This window comes from Haloarcula sp. NS06 (assembly GCF_051122755.1).
Classification (GTDB): Archaea; Halobacteriota; Halobacteria; order Halobacteriales; family Haloarculaceae; genus Haloarcula.
Genome location: NZ_CP184844.1, coordinates 459,097 through 481,661, shown reverse-complemented (window position 1 = coordinate 481,661; position 22,565 = coordinate 459,097). Strand labels below are relative to the sequence as shown.

General features: G+C 63.5%; 23 protein-coding genes. 10 read left to right on the top strand and 13 right to left on the bottom strand.

Annotated elements, in window-relative coordinates; all coding sequences use genetic code 11:
- Positions 1-9: 9 nt before the first annotated feature.
- The 4 genes from ACODNH_RS06210 to ACODNH_RS06195 form a co-directional block, all read right to left on the bottom strand.
- Positions 10-660 (bottom strand): class I SAM-dependent methyltransferase, encoded by a 651-nt coding sequence (locus tag ACODNH_RS06210; protein ID WP_434531111.1) that lies wholly within the window; start codon positions 658-660, stop codon positions 10-12.
- Entirely contained in the window at positions 657-1,553 is an 897-nt protein-coding gene (locus tag ACODNH_RS06205; protein WP_434531110.1) for a thiamine-phosphate synthase family protein, read from the bottom strand. The genes ACODNH_RS06210 and ACODNH_RS06205 overlap by 4 nt, the downstream gene beginning before the upstream one ends.
- Positions 1,554-1,689: 136 nt before the next feature.
- On the bottom strand, positions 1,690-2,277 hold the full coding sequence (dcd, locus tag ACODNH_RS06200) for a dCTP deaminase (protein ID WP_004591373.1): 588 nt from the start codon (positions 2,275-2,277) through the stop codon (positions 1,690-1,692).
- Between the two features lie 113 nt (positions 2,278-2,390).
- On the bottom strand, positions 2,391-3,113 hold the full coding sequence (locus ACODNH_RS06195) for a Yip1 family protein (protein WP_434531109.1): 723 nt from the start codon (positions 3,111-3,113) through the stop codon (positions 2,391-2,393).
- A gap of 98 nt (positions 3,114-3,211) precedes the next feature.
- On the opposite strand from ACODNH_RS06195, the gene pth2 reads away from it, so the two are divergent.
- The 3 genes from pth2 to psmB all read left to right on the top strand — a co-directional run bounded on the left by pth2 (position 3,212) and on the right by psmB (position 5,046).
- A complete protein-coding gene (gene pth2 / locus ACODNH_RS06190; RefSeq protein WP_004591375.1) occupies positions 3,212-3,550 on the top strand; it encodes a peptidyl-tRNA hydrolase Pth2 in 339 nt (112 codons plus the stop codon).
- Positions 3,551-3,619: 69 nt separating this feature from the next.
- Positions 3,620-4,354 carry an archaeal proteasome endopeptidase complex subunit alpha gene (gene psmA, locus ACODNH_RS06185; RefSeq protein ID WP_004517115.1) on the top strand — a complete coding sequence of 245 codons (735 nt, stop codon included), beginning with the start codon at positions 3,620-3,622 and terminating at the stop codon, positions 4,352-4,354.
- A complete protein-coding gene (gene psmB / locus ACODNH_RS06180; protein ID WP_306708444.1) occupies positions 4,354-5,046 on the top strand; it encodes an archaeal proteasome endopeptidase complex subunit beta in 693 nt (230 codons plus the stop codon). The genes psmA and psmB overlap by 1 nt, the downstream gene beginning before the upstream one ends.
- Before the next feature lie 57 nt (positions 5,047-5,103).
- Here the strand turns inward: psmB and ACODNH_RS06175 are convergent, their stop codons facing one another.
- From ACODNH_RS06175 to tenA, 5 genes are all read right to left on the bottom strand, one after another.
- On the bottom strand, positions 5,104-5,499 hold the full coding sequence (locus ACODNH_RS06175; RefSeq protein ID WP_306708443.1) for a universal stress protein: 396 nt from the start codon (positions 5,497-5,499) through the stop codon (positions 5,104-5,106).
- A gap of 82 nt (positions 5,500-5,581) precedes the next feature.
- Entirely contained in the window at positions 5,582-5,710 is a 129-nt protein-coding gene (locus tag ACODNH_RS06170) for a hypothetical protein (protein ID WP_306708441.1), read from the bottom strand.
- Positions 5,707-7,215, bottom strand: coding sequence for a sodium:solute symporter family transporter (locus tag ACODNH_RS06165; protein WP_306708439.1), 1,509 nt, complete (start codon positions 7,213-7,215; stop codon positions 5,707-5,709). Before ACODNH_RS06165 ends, ACODNH_RS06170 begins: the two co-directional genes overlap by 4 nt.
- Positions 7,216-7,983 (bottom strand): TenA family protein, encoded by a 768-nt coding sequence (locus ACODNH_RS06160; protein ID WP_434531108.1) that lies wholly within the window; start codon positions 7,981-7,983, stop codon positions 7,216-7,218. It abuts the gene before it with no gap.
- Positions 7,980-8,639 carry a thiaminase II gene (tenA, locus tag ACODNH_RS06155; protein ID WP_306708434.1) on the bottom strand — a complete coding sequence of 220 codons (660 nt, stop codon included), beginning with the start codon at positions 8,637-8,639 and terminating at the stop codon, positions 7,980-7,982. The genes ACODNH_RS06160 and tenA overlap by 4 nt, the downstream gene beginning before the upstream one ends.
- A gap of 203 nt (positions 8,640-8,842) precedes the next feature.
- On the opposite strand from tenA, the gene ACODNH_RS06150 reads away from it, so the two are divergent.
- Positions 8,843-9,766 (top strand): thiamine-phosphate synthase family protein, encoded by a 924-nt coding sequence (locus ACODNH_RS06150; protein WP_306708433.1) that lies wholly within the window; start codon positions 8,843-8,845, stop codon positions 9,764-9,766.
- Between the two features lie 22 nt (positions 9,767-9,788).
- Here ACODNH_RS06150 and ACODNH_RS06145 read toward each other — a convergent pair whose 3' ends face one another.
- Entirely contained in the window at positions 9,789-10,760 is a 972-nt protein-coding gene (locus ACODNH_RS06145) for a C-terminal binding protein (protein WP_306708431.1), read from the bottom strand.
- 159 nt (positions 10,761-10,919) lie between these two features.
- Here ACODNH_RS06145 and ACODNH_RS06140 point away from each other — a divergent pair, with 159 nt between their 5' ends.
- Both ACODNH_RS06140 and ACODNH_RS06135 read left to right on the top strand, forming a co-directional pair.
- Positions 10,920-12,323, top strand: coding sequence for a short-chain fatty acid transporter (locus tag ACODNH_RS06140; RefSeq protein ID WP_306708428.1), 1,404 nt, complete (start codon positions 10,920-10,922; stop codon positions 12,321-12,323).
- Positions 12,324-12,406: 83 nt separating this feature from the next.
- Positions 12,407-13,756 carry an MFS transporter gene (locus ACODNH_RS06135; protein WP_306708426.1) on the top strand — a complete coding sequence of 450 codons (1,350 nt, stop codon included), beginning with the start codon at positions 12,407-12,409 and terminating at the stop codon, positions 13,754-13,756.
- A gap of 14 nt (positions 13,757-13,770) precedes the next feature.
- On the opposite strand, the gene ACODNH_RS06130 is transcribed toward ACODNH_RS06135, so the two are convergent.
- Complete coding sequence (locus ACODNH_RS06130; RefSeq protein ID WP_306708424.1) at positions 13,771-13,899, bottom strand: hypothetical protein; 129 nt, start codon at positions 13,897-13,899, stop codon at positions 13,771-13,773.
- Between the two features lie 145 nt (positions 13,900-14,044).
- Between ACODNH_RS06130 and truD the strand changes: the two genes are divergently transcribed.
- From truD to ACODNH_RS06110, 4 genes are all read left to right on the top strand, one after another.
- Positions 14,045-15,427 (top strand): tRNA pseudouridine(13) synthase TruD, encoded by a 1,383-nt coding sequence (gene truD / locus ACODNH_RS06125; protein WP_306708421.1) that lies wholly within the window; start codon positions 14,045-14,047, stop codon positions 15,425-15,427.
- Positions 15,428-15,497: 70 nt separating this feature from the next.
- Positions 15,498-16,193 carry a phosphoribosyltransferase gene (locus ACODNH_RS06120; protein ID WP_434531107.1) on the top strand — a complete coding sequence of 232 codons (696 nt, stop codon included), beginning with the start codon at positions 15,498-15,500 and terminating at the stop codon, positions 16,191-16,193.
- A 397-nt stretch (positions 16,194-16,590) separates the two neighbouring features.
- Entirely contained in the window at positions 16,591-17,253 is a 663-nt protein-coding gene (locus ACODNH_RS06115) for a ribonuclease H (protein WP_434531106.1), read from the top strand.
- A gap of 333 nt (positions 17,254-17,586) precedes the next feature.
- Positions 17,587-17,847 (top strand): hypothetical protein, encoded by a 261-nt coding sequence (locus tag ACODNH_RS06110; protein ID WP_306708415.1) that lies wholly within the window; start codon positions 17,587-17,589, stop codon positions 17,845-17,847.
- A 253-nt stretch (positions 17,848-18,100) separates the two neighbouring features.
- On the opposite strand, the gene ACODNH_RS06105 is transcribed toward ACODNH_RS06110, so the two are convergent.
- A complete protein-coding gene (locus tag ACODNH_RS06105; protein WP_434531105.1) occupies positions 18,101-20,353 on the bottom strand; it encodes an NADP-dependent malic enzyme in 2,253 nt (750 codons plus the stop codon).
- Positions 20,354-20,525: 172 nt separating this feature from the next.
- Complete coding sequence (locus ACODNH_RS06100) at positions 20,526-22,439, bottom strand: methyl-accepting chemotaxis protein (RefSeq protein WP_434531104.1); 1,914 nt, start codon at positions 22,437-22,439, stop codon at positions 20,526-20,528.
- Positions 22,440-22,565 lie beyond the last annotated feature (126 nt).

Below are 22,565 nucleotides of genomic sequence, written 5' to 3'. Positions count from 1 at the left end.
CCGCGCCGGTTACGGCACAGTTCCACACAGCAGGCCGAGAAACCCCCCAGCGAAGGTCTCATACCGTCTGTCCACCGTCCGCTCGGTGAGTCGCTCGCGCGCCGCACGCACCCGCCGCTCGAACGCGCTGGCGTGTGATTGCGTCGATAGCCGCGTCCCCGGCGCAGAAAGTCGGACGAACCCCTCAAACGCGAGATTCAGCGGCGCGGCGAGAGCGCTGGGGCTCCGCTGGAAGTTCAGCAGTGCCACGTGGCCACCAGGGGCGACACTGTCGCACCACGCGTCGACCGCCGCCGCAGGGTCCTCGAAGATGCCGGCGACGAATGTCGCCAGAACGGCATCGGCCGCTCGAACTGGTGGGCGAGCGGCGTCGGCCTGCACGTAGTGGACGGCTTCGCCGGTTCTGGCGGGCCGTTCGCGTGCGCGGTCAAGCATCTCCCGTGTCACGTCGATACCGACGATCCGACCCGATGGCCCGACTCGCTCGCGGAGCGCCGGCACGTTCGCGCCAGTGCCACAACCCATCTCGATGACGGTGTCGCCGGGTGCAAGCGCCAGCGAGCCCGCCGTTCGGTCGCGCCAGGACGCAACGCCGGGCGCATTCGCTACCCAGTCATACACCCGCGCCCACCGGCCGTAGAACGATTGCGCGTCCGTCACAGGATTTCGCGCGCCGTTTCAGCGACCGCCACAGCGTCGTCGCCGAGCAGGTACACCACCGGCTCAATCCCCATTGCGCCGGTGTGATAGAGCACGTCGACAGCTGGGTCGTCAGTCAGGGCGGCCGCGACAGCCGGCTCGACACTCTCCTCGGCGTCGAACTCGACCACAGTCAGGCCCGCGTCTCGGAGCGCGGTCACGACGCCGTCGTCGTACCGGACGTTCAACACCGCGCGGGCGTCGGTCCCGGCGGCCCGTGCCGCCAGCAACAGCGACGCGACATGCTCGCTGACGCCGAACTCCGGGTCCGCCGGAATCGTTGCCCGTCCTTTCACGTCGAGAATCCGCCCCGGAACGGCGGCCACGTCCTCGATGCTGTCGGCCTCGGGGAGAGACTGGACGAGGTTCGACCCCACTGCCGGGATAAGCGTCGCGAACCCGCTGGTGTTTTCCAGCACGCTGAGTCCGCGCCGTACCGATGCGAGCGTCCGTTCGGCTGATCGGAGCTGTGAGTCCGGGTCGTGAACGGCGAACTCGTCGTCGTAGTCGCCCAGCTCCGGAACCGCGTCCTCGTGTAACTGCGCGAGGACGCCGCCCTGTTCGAGTTCGCGGATGAACACTTCCGTTTCGACCAGTGCTTGAACAGAACTCATATCGCCATCGGCCAGCCCGTCAGCCAGTCGCTCGACGAGTTCCGCAAGCCCGCGGTGGGCCAGCAGGTCGTCGTGGCGCGCCACGTCGCCGTGGACGTACTTCGAAACTGCGCTCTGGCTGATTCCCAGCAGGTCAGCGACTTCCGACTGTGTCAGCCCGCGCTCTCTGAGGGCGTCGGCCAGTAACGATCGAAACGTCGGCAGGAAGTCATCGACGACGATTTCCTCGATGAACCGCATCTATTGGTCGCCTCCGAACTCACTCGCTAGCAGCCGAGACTTACGGCCCGCTCGCAGTGCTCGCGGTCCGCTCATTGGTCGCCTCCGAACTCGACCTCGTTTCTCACCGATATTGTGCTGCCGCGCATTGCGGGCATCACTGATCGCCTCCGAACTCGCGATCTCCCTGTATCTTGCTTGCCTGCGGCCCGGACTGGCCCTGATACTTCGAGCCGCGCTCGGCCCCATACGGACGGTCAGCAGGCGTCTTGAGCTCCGTGAAGGTAAGCTGCGAGATTCGCATTCCGGGCGTGAGCGCGACAGGCGCAGTGCCGAGGTTCGACAGTTCGAGCGTGATCTGTCCCTCGTAGCCAGGGTCACACAGGCCGGCCGTCGCGTGTACCACAATCGCCAGTCGGCCCAGCGATGAGCGTCCTTCAACGTGGGCGATGAGGTCGTCGGGGATGGCGACGCGCTCGTGTGTCGTCCCAAGCACGAAATCGCCGGGGTGGAGAATGAACTCCCCACCTTCCTCGATGACGGTTTCCTCAACGTAGTCGGCGACTTCGTCCTCCGAGTTCGGGTGGATACAGGGGATGTTGGCGTGCTGGAACTCCAAGAACTCATGCCCGAGGCGGAGGTCGACGCTGGCGGGCTGAATCTGGATATCCGGGTCGTCGAGCGGTTCGACGACAAGGTCACCCTGCTCCAGCCGTCGGAGAATATCCGCATCTGAGAGTATCATGAGAATGGCGTGTGCGGCCGGAAGCCTAAACTCCCCGATTCTCGTGCTGCTGGCTGTCCCCGTTTGAAGATATTCGCGGTGGCGGAGTTTTTGACAGGCGTCAGCCGACAGTGTTAGGCGGCTATCACGGGGAGCGTCGCGGCGATAACAGCGATGGCGACCGCCGCGTACCTGCTGATCTCGTGGACGACCCGGAGGCCGCCGGCCCAGACGTACGCCTGCCAGGCTGCAGTACTGATCTGTATTGTGAGAAATACAAGCCCGGAGAGGCCGTTTTGTAGGCTCTGCACCTGTTCGAGGAACATCTCCGGCGAAGACGCGGCGAGGTCGGAGCTGGCAGCGAAGAAGACGAGTGCAGCACTGCCGACGGCAACGCCAACAACGGACGGGAGCAGTCCCCAGGCGGTGATCTCCGCTGTCTCGCCGAACCGGCCGGAGCCACCGGCTATCTTCGCACCGAGATATAGACCAAGCATCAATCCGACCCAGACGATCATAAAGCCGATAAACAGCCCCGGAAGGATCTCAGCCGCAGCGTCCCAGATAAGCGACCCGACTTCGACAGTTTTCGTCGCCGGTTCGTCACAGCCGGAAACGGTTATTCCGCCGACACCGCCGTCTTCGCACATCTGCTCCGGGGGTCGTGCGGGATTGTCTCTCTCGACAGTGCCGGTGAACTGCGCAGCGAACAGTCGGAGCGCGATTCCGAGAACGACTGTGACGGCGAGGGCGATGCCGAGAGCGAGGCCACCGCCACGGAATCCGTTTAGCTGGTCGCGTCGTTGCTCGAAGAACGCGCCCGGTCGCAGGAGAAACGTTCGGATGGTGGAGGGCATCTCCGGGGTGTGCTCGGCCACGGCGTATGTACTCTATGGTATGTGCAACCGTGGAGGGAGTCCGACGGGAGTTTAAGTACGGGTGGCCATGTAATCGTATGAAGCAGGCTATCGTCGCGCGGGCCGACATCGGTATGGGCGAGGGCAAACTCGCCGCCCAGGTTGCCCACGCCTCGCTGTCGGCCTACGAGGACGCCGGCCCGAAGCCCCGCAAAGCCTGGAAGGGCGCGGGGCAGAAGAAAGTCGTCCTGAAGGCCACCAGCGAGTCCGAGCTGTTCGAACTCGCGGACGTGGCCGAGCGCGAAGGCCTGCCGCATGCGGTCGTCCGGGACGCCGGCCACACACAGCTCGATCCGGGGACTGTTACGGCACTCGCCGTCGGCCCCGCCGAGGACGAGCTGGTGGACCGCGTCACCGGCGACCTGCCGCTGTTCTGAGGGCAGCGGCCCGCGATACGGTTATATAAGAGCAACCCTAACCTCAGGTGAACAACAACACGATACATTATGCAAGGAAACGAACAACAGGCCTACGACCGCGGGATTACCATCTTCTCCCCGGACGGACGCCTCTACCAGGTCGAGTACGCACGAGAAGCTGTCAAGCGCGGAACCGCAAGCGTGGGAGTTCGCACCAAGGACGGCGTGGTCATCGCCGCCGACCGCCACGCCCGGTCGCCGCTCATCGAGCGCGACAGCATCGAGAAGATCCACGAGATCGACTCCCATGTCGGTGTCGCTAGCGCGGGTCACGTGGCCGACGCACGCCAGCTTATCGACGTGGCGCGCCGGCAGTCACAGGTCAACCGCCTACGCTACGACGAGCCGGCCTCCGTCGAGTCCCTGACCAAGGAGATCACGGATTACATCCAGCAGTACACTCAGACCGGCGGCGCACGCCCGTTCGGTGTCGCACTGCTGGTCGCCGGTATCGAGGACGGCGAACCGCGCCTCTTCGAGACAGACCCCTCGGGGACGCCCTACGAGTGGCAGGCTGTCGCCATCGGCGGCTCCCGCGAGGACATTCAGTCGTTCCTCGAAGACGAGTACGCCGAGGAGATGGACCTCGAAGGCGGCATCGAACTCGCGCTCCGGGCGCTGGCCTCGGTCAACGAGGACGGCCTCGACGCGACTGGTGTCGACATCGCCACCATCGATGTGGAAAGCGAACAGTTCGAAAAGCTCGCCGAGGACGACATCGCCGAGCGGCTTGAAGAGTTCGAACTCGGAGGTGAGGAATAATGTACGACCCTGAGAACCGACTGACTGACGCCTACCAACCCGAAGTCGGCACACTGCCGAACGAGGACGGCGGCCGCGACGAGGAGAACGTCGTCAAGACCGGCACGACGACTGTCGGCCTCTCGACGGAGAACGGCGTCATCATCGCGACGGACCGGCGCGCCTCTCTCGGTGGCCGCTTCGTTTCGAACAAGCAGGTCCAGAAGGTCGAGCAGATTCACCCGACGGCCGCGATGACGCTGGTCGGCAGTGTCGGCGGGGCGCAGTCGTTCATCCGCTCGCTGCGCGCCGAGGCCGACCTCTACGAGGTCCGCCGCGACGAACCGCTCTCGATTCACGCGCTGGCGACACTGGCGGGCAACTTCGCCCGCGGCGGCCCGTACTTCGCTATCAACCCCATCGTCGGCGGCGTCGACGAAGAGGGGAGCCATGTCTACAGCGTCGACCCCGCTGGCGGCGTGCTCGAAGACGACTACACCGTCACCGGCTCCGGGACGATGGTCGCGACGGGGACCATCGAAGGGCAGTACGACCACGATATGAGCCTCTCCGAGGCCCGTGACCTGGCGATCCGTGCGGTCAACGCCGCAGCCGAGCGTGACACCGGGTCCGGAAACGGCGTCGTGCTCGCGGAAATCACCGACGAGGGCGTCGAAATCGACGCCTTCGACGACTACGAGTCGGCCGAATAACCGGGCTGTCTCGGTCGTCTCTTTCTCTGCGGTCGGCTGTCCCCGACTAGTTGCGGCTCAGTCCCGCGGCACGACCCGCATCGGGTAGTCGGACTGCCGCATGATATCTTGGGCGACGCTGCCGAAGATGAGCCGGTCGGTCTGGCTCCGCTTGCGAACACCGATAACAAGTTCGTCGGCATCGACCTCCTCGGCGATATCGAAGATATCCTCAGCCGGGCTGTTTCCCCGGATTATCTGATAGGTTTCGACAGACACTTGATCGCCCAGTCGGTCCGAGACGACGTTTAGTGCGGCCTTGCCATCGGCGACCGCGTCCGGTGGTGTCCTGTCTCCACCCGGCTGTGAGTTGACCGCGTACACACTGTCTTCCGGGTTGAGGACGCCTTCGAGGTACGAACACAGTGTCTGGCTGACTGTCTCGGAGTTCGTCGCGAGCACGAAGGTCTGCATATGCGATGTTCCACACCCATCATGATAAGTATGTGTCTTGTTACCGCGAACCGTATTATGCTCAGACTCTCACGGCAGTCGACTACTCGGTCAAGACTAGCCAGCCGACAGCGAGGAAGACGGCGAGCACGAGCAGAATCGACCCCCAGGCCAGTGCCGCGAACGCCGTCGACCCGAGCGCGGCCAGAGCGACGATGGCTGACGGCGTCATTGCTCGGACCCCCCGTCAGCCACCGGCTCGTCGAGCGCTCGGACCTCCCGCCCGAGGCTGTCGAGGTCGGCGTCGGCTCCACCGAGAACGGTCGCCGCGACGGTGAGAGCGGCCGAGACGAGGGTCGCGCCGGCAAAGGCGAGCAGGAACGACGGCGCTGGCAGCATACTCCCGACGCCCGGTATGGCGGCGACGAGGCCGCGGAGTGATGGGAAGTAGATGAACCCGACGAGTAGCCCCGCAATACCCGAGACCACCGCGCCCGGACCAGTGAGTCGCTCGGTGTAGAGGCCGGCCAGGAACGGGACGAAGACGCCGGCGGCCAGCAGGTCTGCCGTCAGGAACAACTGGAGGACGCTGTACCCCTGCGCACCGATGAACATCGCGGCGAGCGCAACAGCGACCGTCAGCCCGCGGCCACCGAGCCACAGGGTCCGCTGGTCGGGGTCGTCTAGGAGTCGAGCGAGGTCGGCGGTGACGACGCTGGCGATGGCGTTGAACATCGTATCGGCCGAGCTCATCACCAGCAGGACAGCGAGGACGACAACGGCGAGGGTCACCCATGTCGGGAACGCCTCCGCGAGCACGAGGAAGAAGGCGATGCTTGCGGACCCAGACTCAGTGAGTCCCAGCCCCGTGGCGGCGATACCGAACAGCCCCGACAGCAGGAGCATCGGGACGACGACGAGGGCGGCAATTCCCATCCCACGCCGCAAGGCTCCCTCGCCGTCGGCGGCGTACACCCGTTGCCAGACGCCCTGATTCAGCATGTTCGCGCCCAGCAGAGCGAAGGCCACGTACAGCCCGAACTCCAGGCCGGGACCGAACGTCGGGTCGAGCAGTGTCGGGTCAGCCGAGACCACCGTCGCGTGGAATTCGCTCGTGCCACCAAGCGAGAGAAGCGCCCCGCCGAAGCCGACGGCCAGAAGCGGGAGGATGACCAGCGTCTGGACGGTGTCAGTGACGATGCTGGCAAGCAGACCGCCGTAGGTCGTGTAGACGAGGACGAAGCTGCCGATGAGTAGCGAGGTTTGCCAGAGCGGTACATCTGCGACGAGCGCGAGCGCACCGGCGATGCCGGTCATTTCTGCGGCGAGGAAGATGAACATATAAAACACCGAGACCAGCAGGACGAGCAGGTACATCCCGGAGCCAAAGCGGGCGTAGGCGAACTCCGTCAGCGAATGGCCCGCGGGCATCACCTCGCGGATGCGAGCGCCGACGGGAATAAAGAGAAGGAGCGGAATCGCACTGCCGATGGCGTAGCCCAGCACGGCGGGCAGCCCGCCGAAGGCGGCACCGGCCTCAGCCGGACTGAGGAGGATCCAGACCCCCATCATCGACGCGATGACCGTCGCGGCGAGGGTCCCGCTGCCGGCCGAGTCGCGGGCAGAGATGTATGTCTCCACCGAGTCGATACGACCGCGGGCGGCGAAGAGGCCAATGCCGGTGAACACGAGTACGGTCGCCGCGGTCAGGCCGAGGACCACAGCCGAAGAAGCCATCTACGGGCTCACCTCGCTGTCAACTGTTGCTTGGGGCTTCTCGTAGGCCGTCTCGAAGAACTGTCGTTCGAGCGTGACCGTGCGGTCGAACAGCGACGCGACGCGGGCTTCCTGGCGGGGCGAAAGTGTCGGCCCGGCGGCGTCGAGTTCGCCACGGAGCCAGTCGACGAACGCGACGAAGGACTCGACGGCGTGGAGGTCCACCCACTCGGCGAAGTAGAACGGCAGGCCCACCCCCGCGCTGGGAAGGCCGTTGCTGTCCGGGTCACCGTAGTCCGTGGCGACCGCCGTCGCCCACGACTCGTATATCCACTCTGCCGGGACGAGGACGGCCAGCGTCTCGGCATACCCGCCTTCTCGTGCGGCACGACCCAGCAGGTCGATGAACGCCGCCGTCGAATCCGTCGGCTCTGGGTTTTGCCAGCGCGAATCGGCGACGCCCAGCGCGGCGAAAGACCGCTCAAAGTAGTCGTCTTCCTCGTCGGTCACAGTATCGAGGAACTCGACAAACTGTCGTTTGGCGGCCATATCCGGCGCCTGGCCGACCGCATGGCCGAACGTGCCGACGAGTTCGTCGACGAACGCGTAGTCCTGTACCAGATACTCGGCGAACGCGTCTTCGTCGAGCGTGCCGGCACCGAGTTCCTCGACAAACCGGTGTTCGACAGCGGCGTCCCAGTTTGGCTGACTCTGCTCCCGAAGCCAGTCGGTGAACCGGGGATCATCGGTTCGCTCGGCGTACGCAGAGTATGTTTCGGCCGTCGTCATAGCTCCCACCCCTCCTGCGTGTAGGCCATCTCCCAGAACCGGTGTTCGAGTTTCGCGCTCGTGCGGAACGCGTCTTCCATGATGTCGTGTTGGCCGGGATACCGCTCGCCACAGCGGTCGACGTACGCCCGACACCAGCCCGTCGCCTCGCGGAAGTCGTCGCTGGTGTACATCTCAATGAACGGCGTGTACCGGTGCTCGTCGTCGGCCAGGTCGGCCATGTGTTCAGCCACGTCGAGATAGCCCTGCATACAGGGGTACAGCGCGGCGGCAATCTCCGCCTCGTGCCCCTCGTAGGCTGTCCGAACGAGGAAGTTCGTGTACGCGAGACAGGTCGGGGCCTTCTCGGTTTCCTCCAGTTCGCGCCGCGAGATGCCGTAGTTCGACGCGAACTCCCGATGGAGGTCCATCTCGGTGTCGAGCACCTGATGGGCGACCCCGAGCAGATGCGTCATCGTCGACTCGTCGCCGGCCGTCGCCCCGGCGAGCGCGAACAACCGCGCGTAGTCCTGCAGGTACCGGTAGTCCTGTTTCACCCAGTGTTTGAACGCCGCCTCGTCGAGCGTCCCGTCGGCCAGTTCGCGGACAAACGGGTGGTCCTTTTGTGCGTCCCAGATGTCCTCACCGATATCGAGCAGGTGGTCACTGAATGCCATTGGTAGCCAATACAACAAACTCCGACGTATTATATCCTGCTAATACAACTAAGTTGTATATGCGTGAATGAGTAGCGCATGCAGTGAGCTGTGTGATCTGAGCGTCTCGGGGCCTTTTTGCTACCGGCAGTCACAGCTACGCAGTCGACCGACAACGTTGGTAGTCCCAACTGCTAAGCGAACTACGTCCCTCACTCCTGGCAATGACACTGCAGTTACCGAGCGAAATCGTGGTCGAGCGGTTCCTTCCGACGGCCCGGGCGATGCTTGCCACGAAACTCGACGAGAAGGGATGGACCCAGCAGGAAATCGCCGACCAGCTCGGCGTGACACAGGCCGCAGTGAGCAAATACGGCAGCGGTTCGGTCACCATCGAGGAGCGATTCCGGGAGGACACCCGGATGCAACAGACCATCGAGCGGATCGCCGACGGGCTCGCCGCGGGTGAGATGGACGAGTACGCGGTGCTGGGCGAGCTACTCGCTCTGGTACAGGAGTTCGAGGACCGGGGGCCCATCTGTGCGGTCCATGAGGAGGAAATGCCGGCGCTGCAGGGGATGGGCTGTGATCTCTGTGTGCGGGGGACAGACACCGCGGTGCAGGCGGAACGGACTGTCCTGTCGTCGGTCCGACGAGCGACGCGACTGCTGGCCGACAGCGGCTTCGTCGCCGATGCCATCCCGAATGTGGGAATGAACGTCGGCATGGCGCTGCCGGACGCCGAAGACGCACTCGACGTGGCAGCAGTCCCCGGCCGGATTCACGACCTTCGGGGGCGGGTCAACGTCCCGTCGAACCCCGAGTTCGGCGCGTCGGAACACGTCGCGCGGACGATACTGGCCGCGATAGCGGTCGATCCCTCGCGCCGAGCGGCGCTCAATCTGACGACCGACGAGGCAGTTCTCGATGCTGCCCAAGAACGGGGTATCGAGCCGCTGGAGTTCGACGCCGGCTATGAGGACCGGGACGAACGGCTCGAAGCGGCCTTCCGCGAACGCGGCGATGTCCCCCGTGTCATCTACCACGGCGGCGCGTTCGGCATCGAGCCGATAACCTACGTTTTCGGTGAGTCGGCGGTCGAAGCTGCTGACCTCGCAATCGAACTTCTTGACGCTGCTGACACCTGAGCTGTCTCGTTCGCCGAGCCCATCAGAACCAGCTGGTCTCGGGGTCAATAGGGTTCTCGGGCTCCTCGCCCCGGAGTACCCGGATGACGTCTTCGGCCACCGTCTGTGTCAGTTCGACCCGGGACTCTTCGGAATACCACGCGACGTGGGGACTACATACGACGCTGTCGAGGTCGTGTAGCGGCGATTCTCCCGGTGGTTCTGTCTCGCGCACGTCCAGTCCGGCTCCGCCGAGGTCGCCGCCGACGAGCGTGTCGTACAGCGCAGTTTCGTCGACGAGCCCGCCCCTGGCCGTGTTCACGAGCAGCGCGTCGTCGCGCATTCGGTCGAGCGCGTCCGCGTCGATCATCCTGCGCGTCTCGTCGGTCAGCGGAGCGTGTAGCGAGACGATATCGGAATCGTTCAGCAGCGTCTCGAAGGTGACCGACTCAACGTCGAGGTCTCCCATCCGGTACTCGGGCGCGTACGGGTCGTAGGCGATAACGTCGACATCGAACCCACGAAGCTTCGCGGCGAACCGGCTGGCGAGCTTGCCGAAGGCGACGAGACCGACGGTGCTGCCGGCGAGGCGATGTATCGGCTGCCCGGCTCCCCACTCCCACTCGCCACGCTTGACCGAGCGGTCAAACGTGGGTATCTTCCGCAGGCAAGCGAGCATGAGTGCGAACGTGTGGGTCGATACTTCCTCGATAGAATAGTCCGGGACGTTGACGACCGTCACGCCAGCCTCGACTGCCGCCCGGACGTCGATGTTGTCCATGCCGATGCCGGCTCGGCCCACCACTTTGAGCGAGTCGGCGGCGTCGACGACCTCGGCCGTGACCTGCGTGCCGGCGTCGACGATCAATGCGTCTGCATCGTCCACTGCGCGTGCGACGGCCGCCGGCTTTTTCGCCGCTATCGTTTCGACAGTCGCGTCAACCGCGTCCAGCACTGCCGCCCGTGTCTCTTCATCCATCACTTTGGTGTCAGAGACGACGACATTGTATGACATACTCTGGCTTGCTGTGCCCACGAAATAAAATCATCTGTCAGGGGTGGTCCGGTCGTCGGAATCGCGTCACAGGACCACGGCTGTGCAACGGTGATCCGCACGGAACTGACAGAATAGTAGCAAACTTTTATGATATATTCGCGAGGAGGTGGCAACAGTATGTCAGCTGGTAACGCAGGTGAAACCGCTCTCGAACGTATCGGCTACCGACTCTCTGCGTGGGTGGAACGGTGGATGCCCAGCCCGTTCCTGTTCGCGCTCATCCTCAGCTACGTCGTATTTCTGGCCGGCGTCGGCCTCACTGGATCCGGGCCAATCGAGATGGTCCAGTTCTGGTATGACGGTTTCTGGGCCTTCCTGACGTTCTCAATGCAGATGGTCCTCATCCTGATGACGGGCTTCGTCGTCGCGTACCATCCGCGTGTCAACGCCGGTATCCGCCGGCTGACAGAGATACCCAGCACCGGAAAGCAGGCGGTCGTCCTCGTCGGTCTGTTGACGATGCTGCTTGGCTGGGTGCACTGGGGACTGAGCCTCATCCTCGGCGCGATCTTCGCCCGGGAGATGGGCAAGACCGCCCACGAGAACGGCATCGATGTCCACTATCCGGTCCTCTGTGTCGCGGGCTATCTCGGCCTCGGCCTCACCTGGCACTGGGGGCTGTCCGGGTCCGCGCCGCTCCTGCTCGCGACGGACGGCAACGAGTTCATCCAGCAGGGCGTCATCGATGTCGTTGTCTCAGCCTCGGAGACCATCTTCCACCCCTACGGCCTCATTCTGACCGGCCTGTCGATAGCCTACGCACTCGTCGTCCTCTACGTCATCACGCCGACCGGAGATCAGGCGCGGGGCATCACCCACTACATCCCCGAAGACGACCTGTTCGAGTCTGCGAGTGACGGCGGCGTGGAAGCAACTGCCACCACCAATCCGGTCCCAGCCGAGCGCCTCAACCACAGTCGCGTTCTCGGCGGGATTATTGGATTGACCGGCATCGCGCTGGTCGCCTCACAGTTCATCGAGTCCGGTATCGACGCACTCGGACTGAACATCGTCAACTTCGGCTTTCTGACGATTGGCATCTTCATCTACATGGACCCACAGACCTATAGAGAGAAGTTCGGCGAGGCGGCGACCGCCGCGTCGGGCATCGTGCTGCTCTTTCCGTTCTTTGCCGGAATTCAGGGGATGATGGCAACCTCCGGGCTGGCACAGTTAATGGCCAACGCGCTTATCTCGGTTTCGACGACCCAGACGTTCCCGGTCATCGCCTGGCTCACTGGCGCAACGGTCAACATCTTCGCACCGTCTGGCGGCGGCGAGTGGATAATCCTCGGACCACCGGTTCTCGAAGCCGCGCAGAACCTCGGCGTCCCGGCCGGGCAGGCGACGATGGCATACGCCGTTGGTGACGCTCACACGAACCTCCTGAACCCTTTCTGGGCGCTGCCGTTGCTCGCCATCACCCGCATCAAGGCCCGTGAGATGTTCGGCTACGCCATCGCGATGTTGCTCGCGCTCACGCCGTTCCTGGCTGTCGTGCTGTTCGTCTTGCCGTACTGAGCAGGGCTGTCCTCCGGTGGGACAGCGAGGGCTACTTGCCCCTTCTTCGAGCGTTAAGTTGTTGGGGAAACTGCACTCCGACAATGGCAACTGAGACAGGGACTGACGAGGACGTAGACCTGCTCGATTCTTTCCGACAGTTCTTCGCGCTGGAGCGGGACGTGCTCGTCCTGTCGCTATCCATGCTGGCGTTCAGCCTTGCGTTCCAGATGACGAGCCGGTACATACCCGAGTATATGCGGATTCTTGGAGCCAGTGCCGGCGTCATCGGCCTGTACGGGAGTGTCGGGAACCTCATCAGCGCGGTGTACCCCTATCCCGGGGGCGCAGTGTCGGACCGCATCGGCTCGCGGCTGGCGCTGACGGTCTTCGCGACGCTGGCGACGGTCGGCTTCGGCATTTGGTATCTCGCTTCGGTCATCGGCGATATCACGCTCGGCGCGACGACGCTACCGGCCTGGACGCTCGTCTTCGTCGGCCTCTTTCTCGCGCAGGCCTGGAAGTCCTTCGGGCTGGGCGCGACCTTCGCCATCGTCAAGCAGAGCGTCCCGCCGGAGCGACTGGCGATGGGATTTGCCAGCACGGAGATGTTCCGCCGCATTGGCTTCCTGCTCGGGCCCTTGGCCGCCGCGGCGCTGCTCGCGACGACTGCGACCTTCGTTGATGGCTTCCAGCGCGTGCTGTTGGTTGCGCTGGCCTGTGGTCTCGTCGCCACCGTCGCCCAGCACTTCCTCTATGACGCCAGCGAGGACACGCTCGGGAAATCCTTCGAAGGTGTCGACCAGATACTCGCCGACCTGCGGACGATGCCGGCGACGCTCCGCCCCCTTCTGGTCGCCGATACGCTCGTCCGCTTTGCCAACGGCATGGTGTACGTCTTCTTCGTCATCGTCGTCACCGAGTTCCTCTCCGTCGGGTTCACCGGCTTCGGCGTGCAACTGCGGCCTGATGCCTTCTTTGGCGTGCTGCTCGGCGTCGAGATGGTCGTCGCCATCCTTTCGATGGCTCCCGTGGCAAAACTCACCGAGTGGGCCGGTCTCAAGCCCGCTGTCGCACTCGGTTTTCTCGTTTACGCCGTCTTCCCGCTCCTGCTCATCTTCGCGCCGGGCAACCAGTGGGTGCTGGTGCTGCTGTTCGCGTTTTCTGGCCTGCGCTTTGCCGGCCTGCCCGCTCACAAGGCGCTCATCGTCGGCCCAGCAGAACAGGACGCTGGCGGCCGCGTCACCGGGACGTACTACCTGCTTCGGAACACGCTTGTCATCCCCAGCGCTGCGCTCGGTGGCTGGCTCTACGGCAGCGAGTGGGCAGTGGCTATCGGCGATGTCGTCATACAGGCCGGCCCAGAACTTGCCTTCGGCGTCGCAACGGTGGTCGGCCTTGTCGGTGTCGTTTACTTCATCGTCTTCGGCCGGGAGTTCGAGGCATACGAATGAACCGCTGTGCCGGCCTACCACTCCTCGCGTGGCGGGAACTCCTCGCCACAGCGCGGGCAGTACCGCATCGGTGCGCGGCCCTCCTGGCCGTCCCTGTCGAACGTAATCTCTCGTCCGCAACTCTCACATGCTAGCTTTGGCATCGTGGTGCTCTCCGGTCGCCCGCATAGCCACGACCTGTGCTAGATAGAGTATGTCCCGTGATAACACTAGGTATCGACTGAGAGATGGACCCACACCGAGTCCGCAAGCGCCAATCATAAGCGCCGAGCCGCGAACAGTCGACCAATGCAAGCGGCCCACCCAATCGAGCAGGCGGTCGGTATGGAGTACTACGTCAGCGACGCCGACGGGGTGGGCGGCCGCATCCGGTCGTCGCCCGCAGATTTCCGCGTTCGGGAACTGGAAGCGTTCGACACTGAACCGATCGACGCCAACACCGGGGCGTACCCGCATCTCGTCTTCCGGGCGGAACTGCGCAACTGGGAGACCAACGACTTCGCCAGCAAGCTCTCCGACCGATTAGGTATCTCCCGCGAGCGGGTGTCGTGGGCGGGGACGAAAGACAAGCGCGCGGTCACGACACAGCTATTCTCAGTGAAAGGGGTCGCAGCCGGGGACCTGCCGGAAATCGGCGGCACGGACATCGAGGTCATCGGTCGCGCTGGCCGCCCGATCCTCTTCGGCGACCTGGCGGGCAACGCCTTCGAGATAGTCGTCCGGGACACCGAGAACACAGATAACGCCGCCAGCGTCGTAGCGGACCTCCGGGCGTTCGCCAACGGGGACGACTCAGTGGCGAGCGAAGCCCGGTCCAGCGACGCCACGCTGCCTGACGGCGACACGACGGTCGGTGTGCCCAACTACTTCGGCCAGCAGCGATTCGGGTCGCGCCGACCGGTCACCCACGAAGTCGGGCTGGCCATTGCCCGCGGCGAGTGGAAGGATGCGGTCCTCGCCTACGTAGGAAACCCGAACGAGCGTGAACCGGAGTCGACGCAGGTGGCGCGAGCATACGTCGACGAAACCCACGACTGGGCCGGCGCGCTGGACAGGCTGCCCGGCGCGCTGGGCTATGAGCGCTCCATCTGTCATCGACTGGTCGAGAACGGGGCCGACGAGCCGGCGGACTTCCGCGAGGCACTGGAGGCGCTGCCGTCGAACCTCCAGTCGTTGTTCGTCAACGCCGCCCAGTCCTACGTCTTCAACCGCATCCTGTCGGAGCGGCTGGAACGGGGACTGCCGTTCGACCGCCCCGTCGAGGGCGATGTGGTCTGTTTCCGGGACAGCGACGCGCCCGAGGACTTCCCGATTCCGGACGCCGACCGCACCCAGCAGGTCACGGCGAAGCGGCTGTCGACCGTCGAGCGCCACTGCGAGCGCGGGAGGGCGTTTGTCACCGCACCACTGGTCGGGACCGAAACCGAGCTAGGCAGTGGTGAACCGGGCGATATCGCCCGTGAAGTCCTTGACGACGTGGGCCTTGAACAGAGCGACTTTGACCTTCCCGGAGCGTTCGACAGCGACGGGACGCGGCGGGCCATCCTGCTCCGGACGGACTTGGGAGTGGAACGTGACGGCGCCGACCTGACGTTCTCGTTCTCGCTGCCAAAGGGAAGCTACGCGACGGTCCTCCTCCGGGAGTTCCGGAAAGGCGACCCGGGCGCGTAGCGGTTCGACCGTGCTCGGCAACTGATGCGGAATATGCAACGGTTAAGTCCGGCCACACACGCCATCTCGTATGGGCGAGCTACCGGACGAGTTCTCGTGTACCATCACCGACTGGGAGTACATCTACGGCCTCTGTCGAGACGTGGCCAACGACGTGAAAGCCGCCGAGTTCGAGCCCGACGTGGTCGTCGCGCTGGCACGGGGCGGCTGGTTCGGCGGGCGCTGTCTCTGTGACTTCCTCGGGCTGGACGACCTGGCGAGCCTGAAAGTCGAACACTACGTCGGGACCGCGGCGAAAGGCGAGGAGGCACAGGTGAAATATCCGCTGGCCGACGGCGCGGTCAAGGGGAAGGACGTGCTGGTTGTCGACGACATCGCCGACACCGGCCAGTCCATCGAAACGGCCGCCGAATGCGTGCGTGACCGAAACCCAAGCAGTGTCCGGACGGCGACGCTCCAGTTACTCCAGACCAGCGACCACGAACCGGAGTTCGTCGGCGAGTCCCTCGACGAGTGGACCTGGGTCGTCTACCCCTGGAACTTCGTCGAGGACATGGTCGAACTCGTCGCGGGTGTGGTGGACAAGAGCGGCCAGCAGACCCACACCGAGGACGATATCCGCCGTCTGCTGCGGGAGTACCACGGCGTTAGCCGCACGAATCTAGAGATCGCACAGCCGAACCGACTGGGTGAGGTCACGACCGAGATGGAGCGGCGGGGCGTCGTCGAATCGGTCGACGACGGCTGGCAACTCACCGACGACTGAGCAGGTCAGCCGCGGTAGCTCGACAGATATCGCTCAGATCCGCTAGTCTCGCCGCTCACCATCGCTATGCCCAGTACGCTCATCCGCTAGCCACGATAAAAAATACGGTTAGCGACGCGGGCGACCGTCGTCTCGGACGTACTCTAACGCGCTGACGAACAGCTCTGTGTCGACCCGGTCCTCTGACTCTTCGAGTCGTTCACGAATTTTCGTTGGGGTCATGTGTATTGGTAACATTGTTCTACACCGATATAACTCTTTCTCACCCGCTAACAGGTTCGATATGGGGGGTCTGAAATGAGCGGTAGGCTGCCCAGTAGCCCGTTCAAACCGCTGTACCGGGACGAGAACCCCGTCGAGGGAATATATTTAAAACCCTGCTTACCCAATAGAAACTATGGCCGCTTACGGCCGGCCGTCACTTCGAGACCTGTTCGATGAATCACCGACGCCGCATATCGCGCATCCACCGCGGAGTCACCATCGAGACTTCTACATCGCCACAGACGGGTCGTTCAGACCCCACAACGGCACGACATCGCCCGGCAGCGAGTCGGACAGCCCGACGGGTGGGCTGGGTGTCGTCGTCGAAACCCTCGACGGTGAGCGCGTTGTCAGGCTCTCAGTCCCGGACACCTGCCCCGACAACAACGTCGCGGAGTACCGGGCGCTCCATCTGGGACTCGACGTGCTTGCGAGACGGGCCCCGCCCAACGCCCGCGTCGGCTTACTCATCGACCATGACCAGCTCGCCGAGAACGTGAACGCCGAGGTGCTAGCCTCCCACGGCTCCGCCTACGACCCGCCACACTCTGTGTCGATTCCGTCGGCGACAGGGCTGCACTGGCGTGGGATTCAGGCGCGAATCAACGGGTTCGGCGAGGTCCGTGCCGCACGGATTTCCGGCGACCGTAACCCCGCCCATCCGCTGGCGAACGCCCCCGACCAGTACGCACACGTCAACGGCGAGCCGGACCGGTGTGTTCTCCCTGACGCGCCGACGGTAAACGAACGTGTCCCGCCACCGTCACGCGCAGAGCGTGGCGGGGCGTCGGACTAACGGGACCCGGCCGGCAACTGCCGACCGGCGACATCGCCTTCTTTCGCATTACTGCCAGCAGTGGCACGTAGCTGTTGTAGCGTCTTACTCAGCACACGGCTGTCGTGCTTGAAATATCACATACGACTGCGGTTCTGAGAGAATACCTGAATACAGATAGAACTACTTGTAGCGGGGGGATACAAGGCTCTCCGTCAGTCGTCTTTCACAGCTAATAATCTCCATAAGTTATGAAAATAGTTGCACCTGTTATCACGTACGTTCGGGCAACGTCACACAGACCAAATTTTATATATTAGAAATGGGATAGTATATAGTGGGAGGTGAGCTACGTTGAGTACCAGAACTGACGGACCAGACGGTTTCAACGGACAGTACGTCGAGCAACTGTTGCCGCGTCAGTCGCCGACGCGGCACGACCTCGTACTCGCCGTCATTCCCGCGGTGTTCGTCTTCACACTCGCCGCCGCGGTTGTTCTGGGCCTCTCGCTTCAGGCGGCAATCGCTGGCGGCGCACTCGCTGGCGCTGTGGCGGTCATCGATGCGCTCTTTGTCCACCCACCGACCCGCGGTCGACGGCGAGACGGTACGTGACATCGCGTTCCGGCGACAGGCCAGAACGCTGCGTTTTTCGAACTGGTTTCAGCGCGAAGCGCGCTTTGCGCGTTCCGCAGCAAACACCTGAAAAAACGGCTATGTCGGTTACTCTTGCTGTGCGTCGACGACGGCAACGCCGGCAAGGTTCACGATGTCGCTCCCACCTTTTTTAGCGTCGGGTGTGCTCGCAGCACTCGCACACCACTCCTCGAAAAACGTGGGCGAAAAACGCTCGCTTCGCTCGCGCCCGTTACTCCTGCTGTGCGTCGACGACGGCAACGCCCGCGAGGTTCACGATATCCTTGACCTCGTCGCCACGCTGGAGGACGTGAACCGGCTTGTCCATGCCGACGAGCATCGGGCCGATAGCCTCAGCGCCGCCCAGCCGCTGGAGAAGTTTGTAGCCGATGTTCCCGGCTTCGAGGTTGGGGAACACGAGGACGTTCGCGGGGTCATCGAGTTCGGAGAACTCGTAGGTGTCTTGCAGGATATCCTCGACGACGGCGGTGTCGGCCTGCATCTCGCCGTCGACCGGGAAGTCCACACGGTCGTCGTCCTGCAGACGAGACACCGCCCGGCGGATCTTCTGTGTTCCGCTGGTGTCGACGCTGCCGAAGTTCGAGTACGACAGCATCGCCGCGCGCGGTTCGACGTTGAACCGACGGGCCAGTTCCCCGGTGTGGCGGGTGACCTCCTCCAGTACGTCCGTGTCGGGGTCCTGATTGACCGTGGTGTCCGCACAGAAGATGACGCGGTTCTTGAACGTCAGCATGTACACCCCGGCCGCGTAGTCGGCGTCGTCGGCCGTACCGATGACCTGCAGCGGCGGGCGCAGGGCGGAGGGGTAGTGGTGGGTCAGGCCGGTCAGCATCGCGTCGGCGTCGCCCATCTCGACCATCACACTGCCGAGGTAGTTGCCGTCCCGAATGAGTTCGTCAGCCTCGCGACGCGTGATGCCTTTTCGCTGGCGGAGTTCGTACAGCCGGTCGGCGTAGTCGGCCACGTCGGCTGTCTCAGGGTCGACGACGACAGGGTCGAACTCCAGGCCGAACTTCCGGCGCGTGGACTCGATGCGGTCGGCGTCGCCGATGAGTATCGGCTCGGCGATACCCTGTTCGACCAGCTGGTAGGCCGCGCGGATCATCTTCTCGTCGTGGCCCTCGGCGAGCACGACCCGCTGGGGGTCGCTTTTGGCCTTATTGAGCACGACACGCATCATCTCGCGGGACTTGCCCAGCCGGGCTTCAAGTTCTTCGACGTAGGCTTCCGTATCGATCTCTGTCCGTGCCGCGCCGCTCTCGATGGCGGCTTCGGCGACCGCGGGAGTTATCTCGAACAGGACCCGCGGGTCCAGTGGTTTCGGAATGATGTAGTCGGGACCGAACTGCAGCGGCTGGTCGCCGTAGGCCTTGACGACCTCGTCGGGTACGTCCTGCCTTGCGAGATCGGCCAGTGCGCGGGCCGCTGCCACCTTCATCTCCTCATTGATTTCGGTCGCCCGCACATCGAGCGCGCCACGGAAGATGAACGGGAACCCGAGGACGTTGTTGACCTGATTCGGATAGTCTGAACGGCCGGTCGCCATGATAACCGTGTCGTCGCGGGCGGCCTTGGCGTCCTCGTACGCGATTTCGGGGTCCGGGTTGGCCATCGCGAAGATGATGGGATCGCTGGCCATCGACCGAACCATCTCCTGGTCGACGATGCCACCGACAGAGAGGCCGACGAACACATCTGCCCCCTCCATCGCGTCGGCGAGGCCGCCCTCCGGGATGTCACGGGCGAACTCCTGTTTGAATCGGTTGAGTTCTTCGTGAGTCGCTCGTTCCTCGGTGATGATGCCCGAGGAGTCACACATCGTGATGTTGTCCTTCGAGACGCCCAGCGAGACGTAGAACTTCGCGGATGCAATCGCGGACGCTCCGGCCCCGGAGAAGACGACCTCCAGGTCCTCCAGTTCCTTGTCGGCGATGTCGGCCGCGTTGACCAACGCCGCGCCGGAGATGATCGCGGTCCCGTGTTGGTCATCGTGGAACACCGGGATATCGAGTTTCTCGCTGAGCCGGCGCTCGACCTCGAAACACTCCGGGGCGGCGATATCTTCGAGGTTGATACCGCCGAAGGTCGGCTCCATTGCCGCCACCGTCTGTATCATCGCCTCGGCGTTGTCCGTGTCCAGTTCCACGTCGAACACGTCGATATCGGCAAACCGCTTGAACAGCACGCCCTTCCCCTCCATGACCGGCTTCCCGGCTTCCGGACCGATGTCACCGAGACCGAGCACGGCGGACCCGTCGGAGACGACGCCAACGAGGTTCCCTTTCGCGGTGTACTCGAAGGCCTTCTCAGGGTCTTTGTCAATCGCCTCACACGGCGCGGCCACGCCAGGCGAGTACGCCAGCGAGAGGTCCCGCTGTGTGTTTGTCGGCTTCGTTGTCGCAATCTCTATCTTCCCCGGCGGCTTGCTCCGGTGGTACTCCAGTGCGTCCTCGTCAAGTCCCATATCCGGATGTCGAACCCAACTGTAAAAAAGACAAGTTTACCGTCAACGGACGAGCGGTACAACGACGGTTGTCGAATACCGGCCGGTTGCAGCGGATTTTGCCCCGGTCGTATCCCATCAATTGGGAAACAGTTGTCGCTGGGCACCCGCCGCGATGAACCGGCCGCGAGCCTCAGTCTGCGTTGGTGAGTTCGCCGACTCGGTCGGTCAGTTCGGTGACCGCATCTTCCTGTCTATCGGTGGCCTTGACGATCTCTTTCGTTGCCGTTTCAGCTTCTTGGGCGTGGTTCTGTGCGTCTTCGACCATCGAAGTCACGTTCTCGATAGCGCTCGCCTGGTCGTCGTTGGCGTCGGCAACCTCCTGAATGCCCCGTGTCGCTTCCTCAACGGCGTCGGAAATCTGGTCAAGTGCATCCAGCGCGTCTTCGATCTCGGACTCCGCACGCTCGACCTGTTCGTGAGAGGTCTCGACCATTTCGGCCGTCTCGGTCGCCTGATTCTGAATCGTCGTAATGCTCGTCGAAATCTCGGAGGCGTACTCGCCCGTCTCGTTGGCGAGTGTCTTGACCTCGTCGGCAACGACAGCGAACCCGCTCCCGCTTTCGCCGGCTCTGGCCGCCTCGATGTTGGCGTTCAGCGCGAGCATATTCGTCTGCTCCGCCACGTCGGCGATTATCTCGACGATCTCGCTCACCTCGTCCATCTGGTCGTCAAGGTCGGTGACGGTGTCCACGAGGTCTTCGCTCGTCTCGGCAAGCCCGTCGGTAACGTCCATGACAGCTTCACCGGCGTCCGACCCGTCCTCAGCGGCCGCCTTCGCGCGCTGGGCCGCTGACGCCACTTCGCTAGACGTCGCGGCGACCTCCTCCATCCCGGCCCCGATGTCCTGGATGTTGTCGGCCGCCTGCGTGAGGGAGTCCGTCTGCTCGGTTACCCGGGTCTCGACGTCCGCTGCGGACGAATTCGCCTGCTCGATAGTGACTGCGAGTTGCTGTGCCTGCTCGTCTACCTGGTCCGCTAACTGCTCGACCTGTTCAGCCATATCGTTGAGCGAGCCGACGACTCCGTACAGTTGGTCGTCGACGTACTCACCGCCGTCGGTCCGGTCGAACGACGCCCGGGCGTCGAGGCGGCCGTTCTTGAGTGCAGCCATGGTCGATTTAACCTCATTGACTAGGCTCGTCACAGCCTCGTGACGGTTGGCCTCGTCAGTTCGGTCCTGAACCATTTCAACGACCGCGATGAGTTCGCCGTCGTCATCGTAAATCGGGGCAGCACTGAACGAGATATGACGTTCATTCCCATGCTGGTCGGCCATTACGCTCGTGTCGCGGTACAGCGTGAAGTCCTCGTCCTCGACTTTCGGCACATCGTACTCCGTGTGGGTCGTCTCCGGGGCGTCGAGAACCTTGTCAGCGAGCGTCTGTCCGCGTCGGCCGTCCGGATAGAACGCCATGCTGGACATCTCCATTTCCTTTGCTTCGGCTTCAGAGACGCCGGTGAGGTTTTCGATCGAACTGTTCCAGCTAAGGATATCGCCGTTCGGATCCAGAACAAAGAGCGGTGTTCCAATATGCTGTAGTATGTCGTGATAGTCGAACCCGCTGCTGGAGCCGCTTTCCGCTGTGGGTTCGGTGAACGCGTTGACGCCGGCCTGAGAGAGAGACTGCGTCGTTTGCAGCCCATCGTGGAGCTCCGCCTCGACAGAGTCAATAGCGGCCTGTGCGTCCGGGCCGAGTTCGTCTCGGAGTTGATCGAACGCACCTTCGACGAGCGATTCGGTGACAAAGCCCTGTGTTGCGATGAACTCGCGCTGGCTGATCCCGGCGGCTTCGTAGTCGTCGATCAGCGCCTGGAGTTCGTCGGGGCCAAGTTCGAACTGCCGCTCGACGTGCTGGGTCCCGATAGCGGCCTTATCCGGGTCGTCGAAGCAATCGTCGAGATGCGGCGAGTTCGGGTCAATAGCGTCGATCAAAAAGCGAGTCTGTCCGTCACTCGCGACGAACCCGCCGTCTGCCCGCCGGGCCCCAGCGTCCGAAGAACGGGACCCCTGGCCGTAGATGTAGGTGCGGATCTGTTCGAACATAAGCTAGGTATGTTCCATTCCAACACACCTGTAGATAAAGATGACTCCGGGAGTATCAGCAAAGATAATTGCACTTGTCGGCAGAGCGGGAAAAGAGAGCATAAGTACGTGCAACCGAAGTGCTAG

Coding starts and splice junctions, on each gene's coding strand:
- ACODNH_RS06120 (WP_434531107.1), top strand. CDS start 15,498: ATGGGCGAGCTACCGGACGAGTTCTCGTGTACCATCACCGACTGGGAG.
- ACODNH_RS06175 (WP_306708443.1), bottom strand. CDS start 5,499: ATGCAGACCTTCGTGCTCGCGACGAACTCCGAGACAGTCAGCCAGACA.
- truD (WP_306708421.1), top strand. CDS start 14,045: ATGCAAGCGGCCCACCCAATCGAGCAGGCGGTCGGTATGGAGTACTAC.
- ACODNH_RS06170 (WP_306708441.1), bottom strand. CDS start 5,710: ATGACGCCGTCAGCCATCGTCGCTCTGGCCGCGCTCGGGTCGACGGCG.
- ACODNH_RS06115 (WP_434531106.1), top strand. CDS start 16,591: ATGGCCGCTTACGGCCGGCCGTCACTTCGAGACCTGTTCGATGAATCA.
- ACODNH_RS06195 (WP_434531109.1), bottom strand. CDS start 3,113: ATGCCCTCCACCATCCGAACGTTTCTCCTGCGACCGGGCGCGTTCTTC.
- ACODNH_RS06130 (WP_306708424.1), bottom strand. CDS start 13,899: ATGCCAAAGCTAGCATGTGAGAGTTGCGGACGAGAGATTACGTTCGAC.
- ACODNH_RS06205 (WP_434531110.1), bottom strand. CDS start 1,553: ATGCGGTTCATCGAGGAAATCGTCGTCGATGACTTCCTGCCGACGTTT.
- ACODNH_RS06145 (WP_306708431.1), bottom strand. CDS start 10,760: ATGTCATACAATGTCGTCGTCTCTGACACCAAAGTGATGGATGAAGAG.
- pth2 (WP_004591375.1), top strand. CDS start 3,212: ATGAAGCAGGCTATCGTCGCGCGGGCCGACATCGGTATGGGCGAGGGC.
- ACODNH_RS06140 (WP_306708428.1), top strand. CDS start 10,920: ATGTCAGCTGGTAACGCAGGTGAAACCGCTCTCGAACGTATCGGCTAC.
- ACODNH_RS06150 (WP_306708433.1), top strand. CDS start 8,843: ATGACACTGCAGTTACCGAGCGAAATCGTGGTCGAGCGGTTCCTTCCG.
- dcd (WP_004591373.1), bottom strand. CDS start 2,277: ATGATACTCTCAGATGCGGATATTCTCCGACGGCTGGAGCAGGGTGAC.
- tenA (WP_306708434.1), bottom strand. CDS start 8,639: ATGGCATTCAGTGACCACCTGCTCGATATCGGTGAGGACATCTGGGAC.
- ACODNH_RS06165 (WP_306708439.1), bottom strand. CDS start 7,215: ATGGCTTCTTCGGCTGTGGTCCTCGGCCTGACCGCGGCGACCGTACTC.
- psmA (WP_004517115.1), top strand. CDS start 3,620: ATGCAAGGAAACGAACAACAGGCCTACGACCGCGGGATTACCATCTTC.
- ACODNH_RS06105 (WP_434531105.1), bottom strand. CDS start 20,353: ATGGGACTTGACGAGGACGCACTGGAGTACCACCGGAGCAAGCCGCCG.
- psmB (WP_306708444.1), top strand. CDS start 4,354: ATGTACGACCCTGAGAACCGACTGACTGACGCCTACCAACCCGAAGTC.
- ACODNH_RS06160 (WP_434531108.1), bottom strand. CDS start 7,983: ATGACGACGGCCGAAACATACTCTGCGTACGCCGAGCGAACCGATGAT.
- ACODNH_RS06135 (WP_306708426.1), top strand. CDS start 12,407: ATGGCAACTGAGACAGGGACTGACGAGGACGTAGACCTGCTCGATTCT.
- ACODNH_RS06100 (WP_434531104.1), bottom strand. CDS start 22,439: ATGTTCGAACAGATCCGCACCTACATCTACGGCCAGGGGTCCCGTTCT.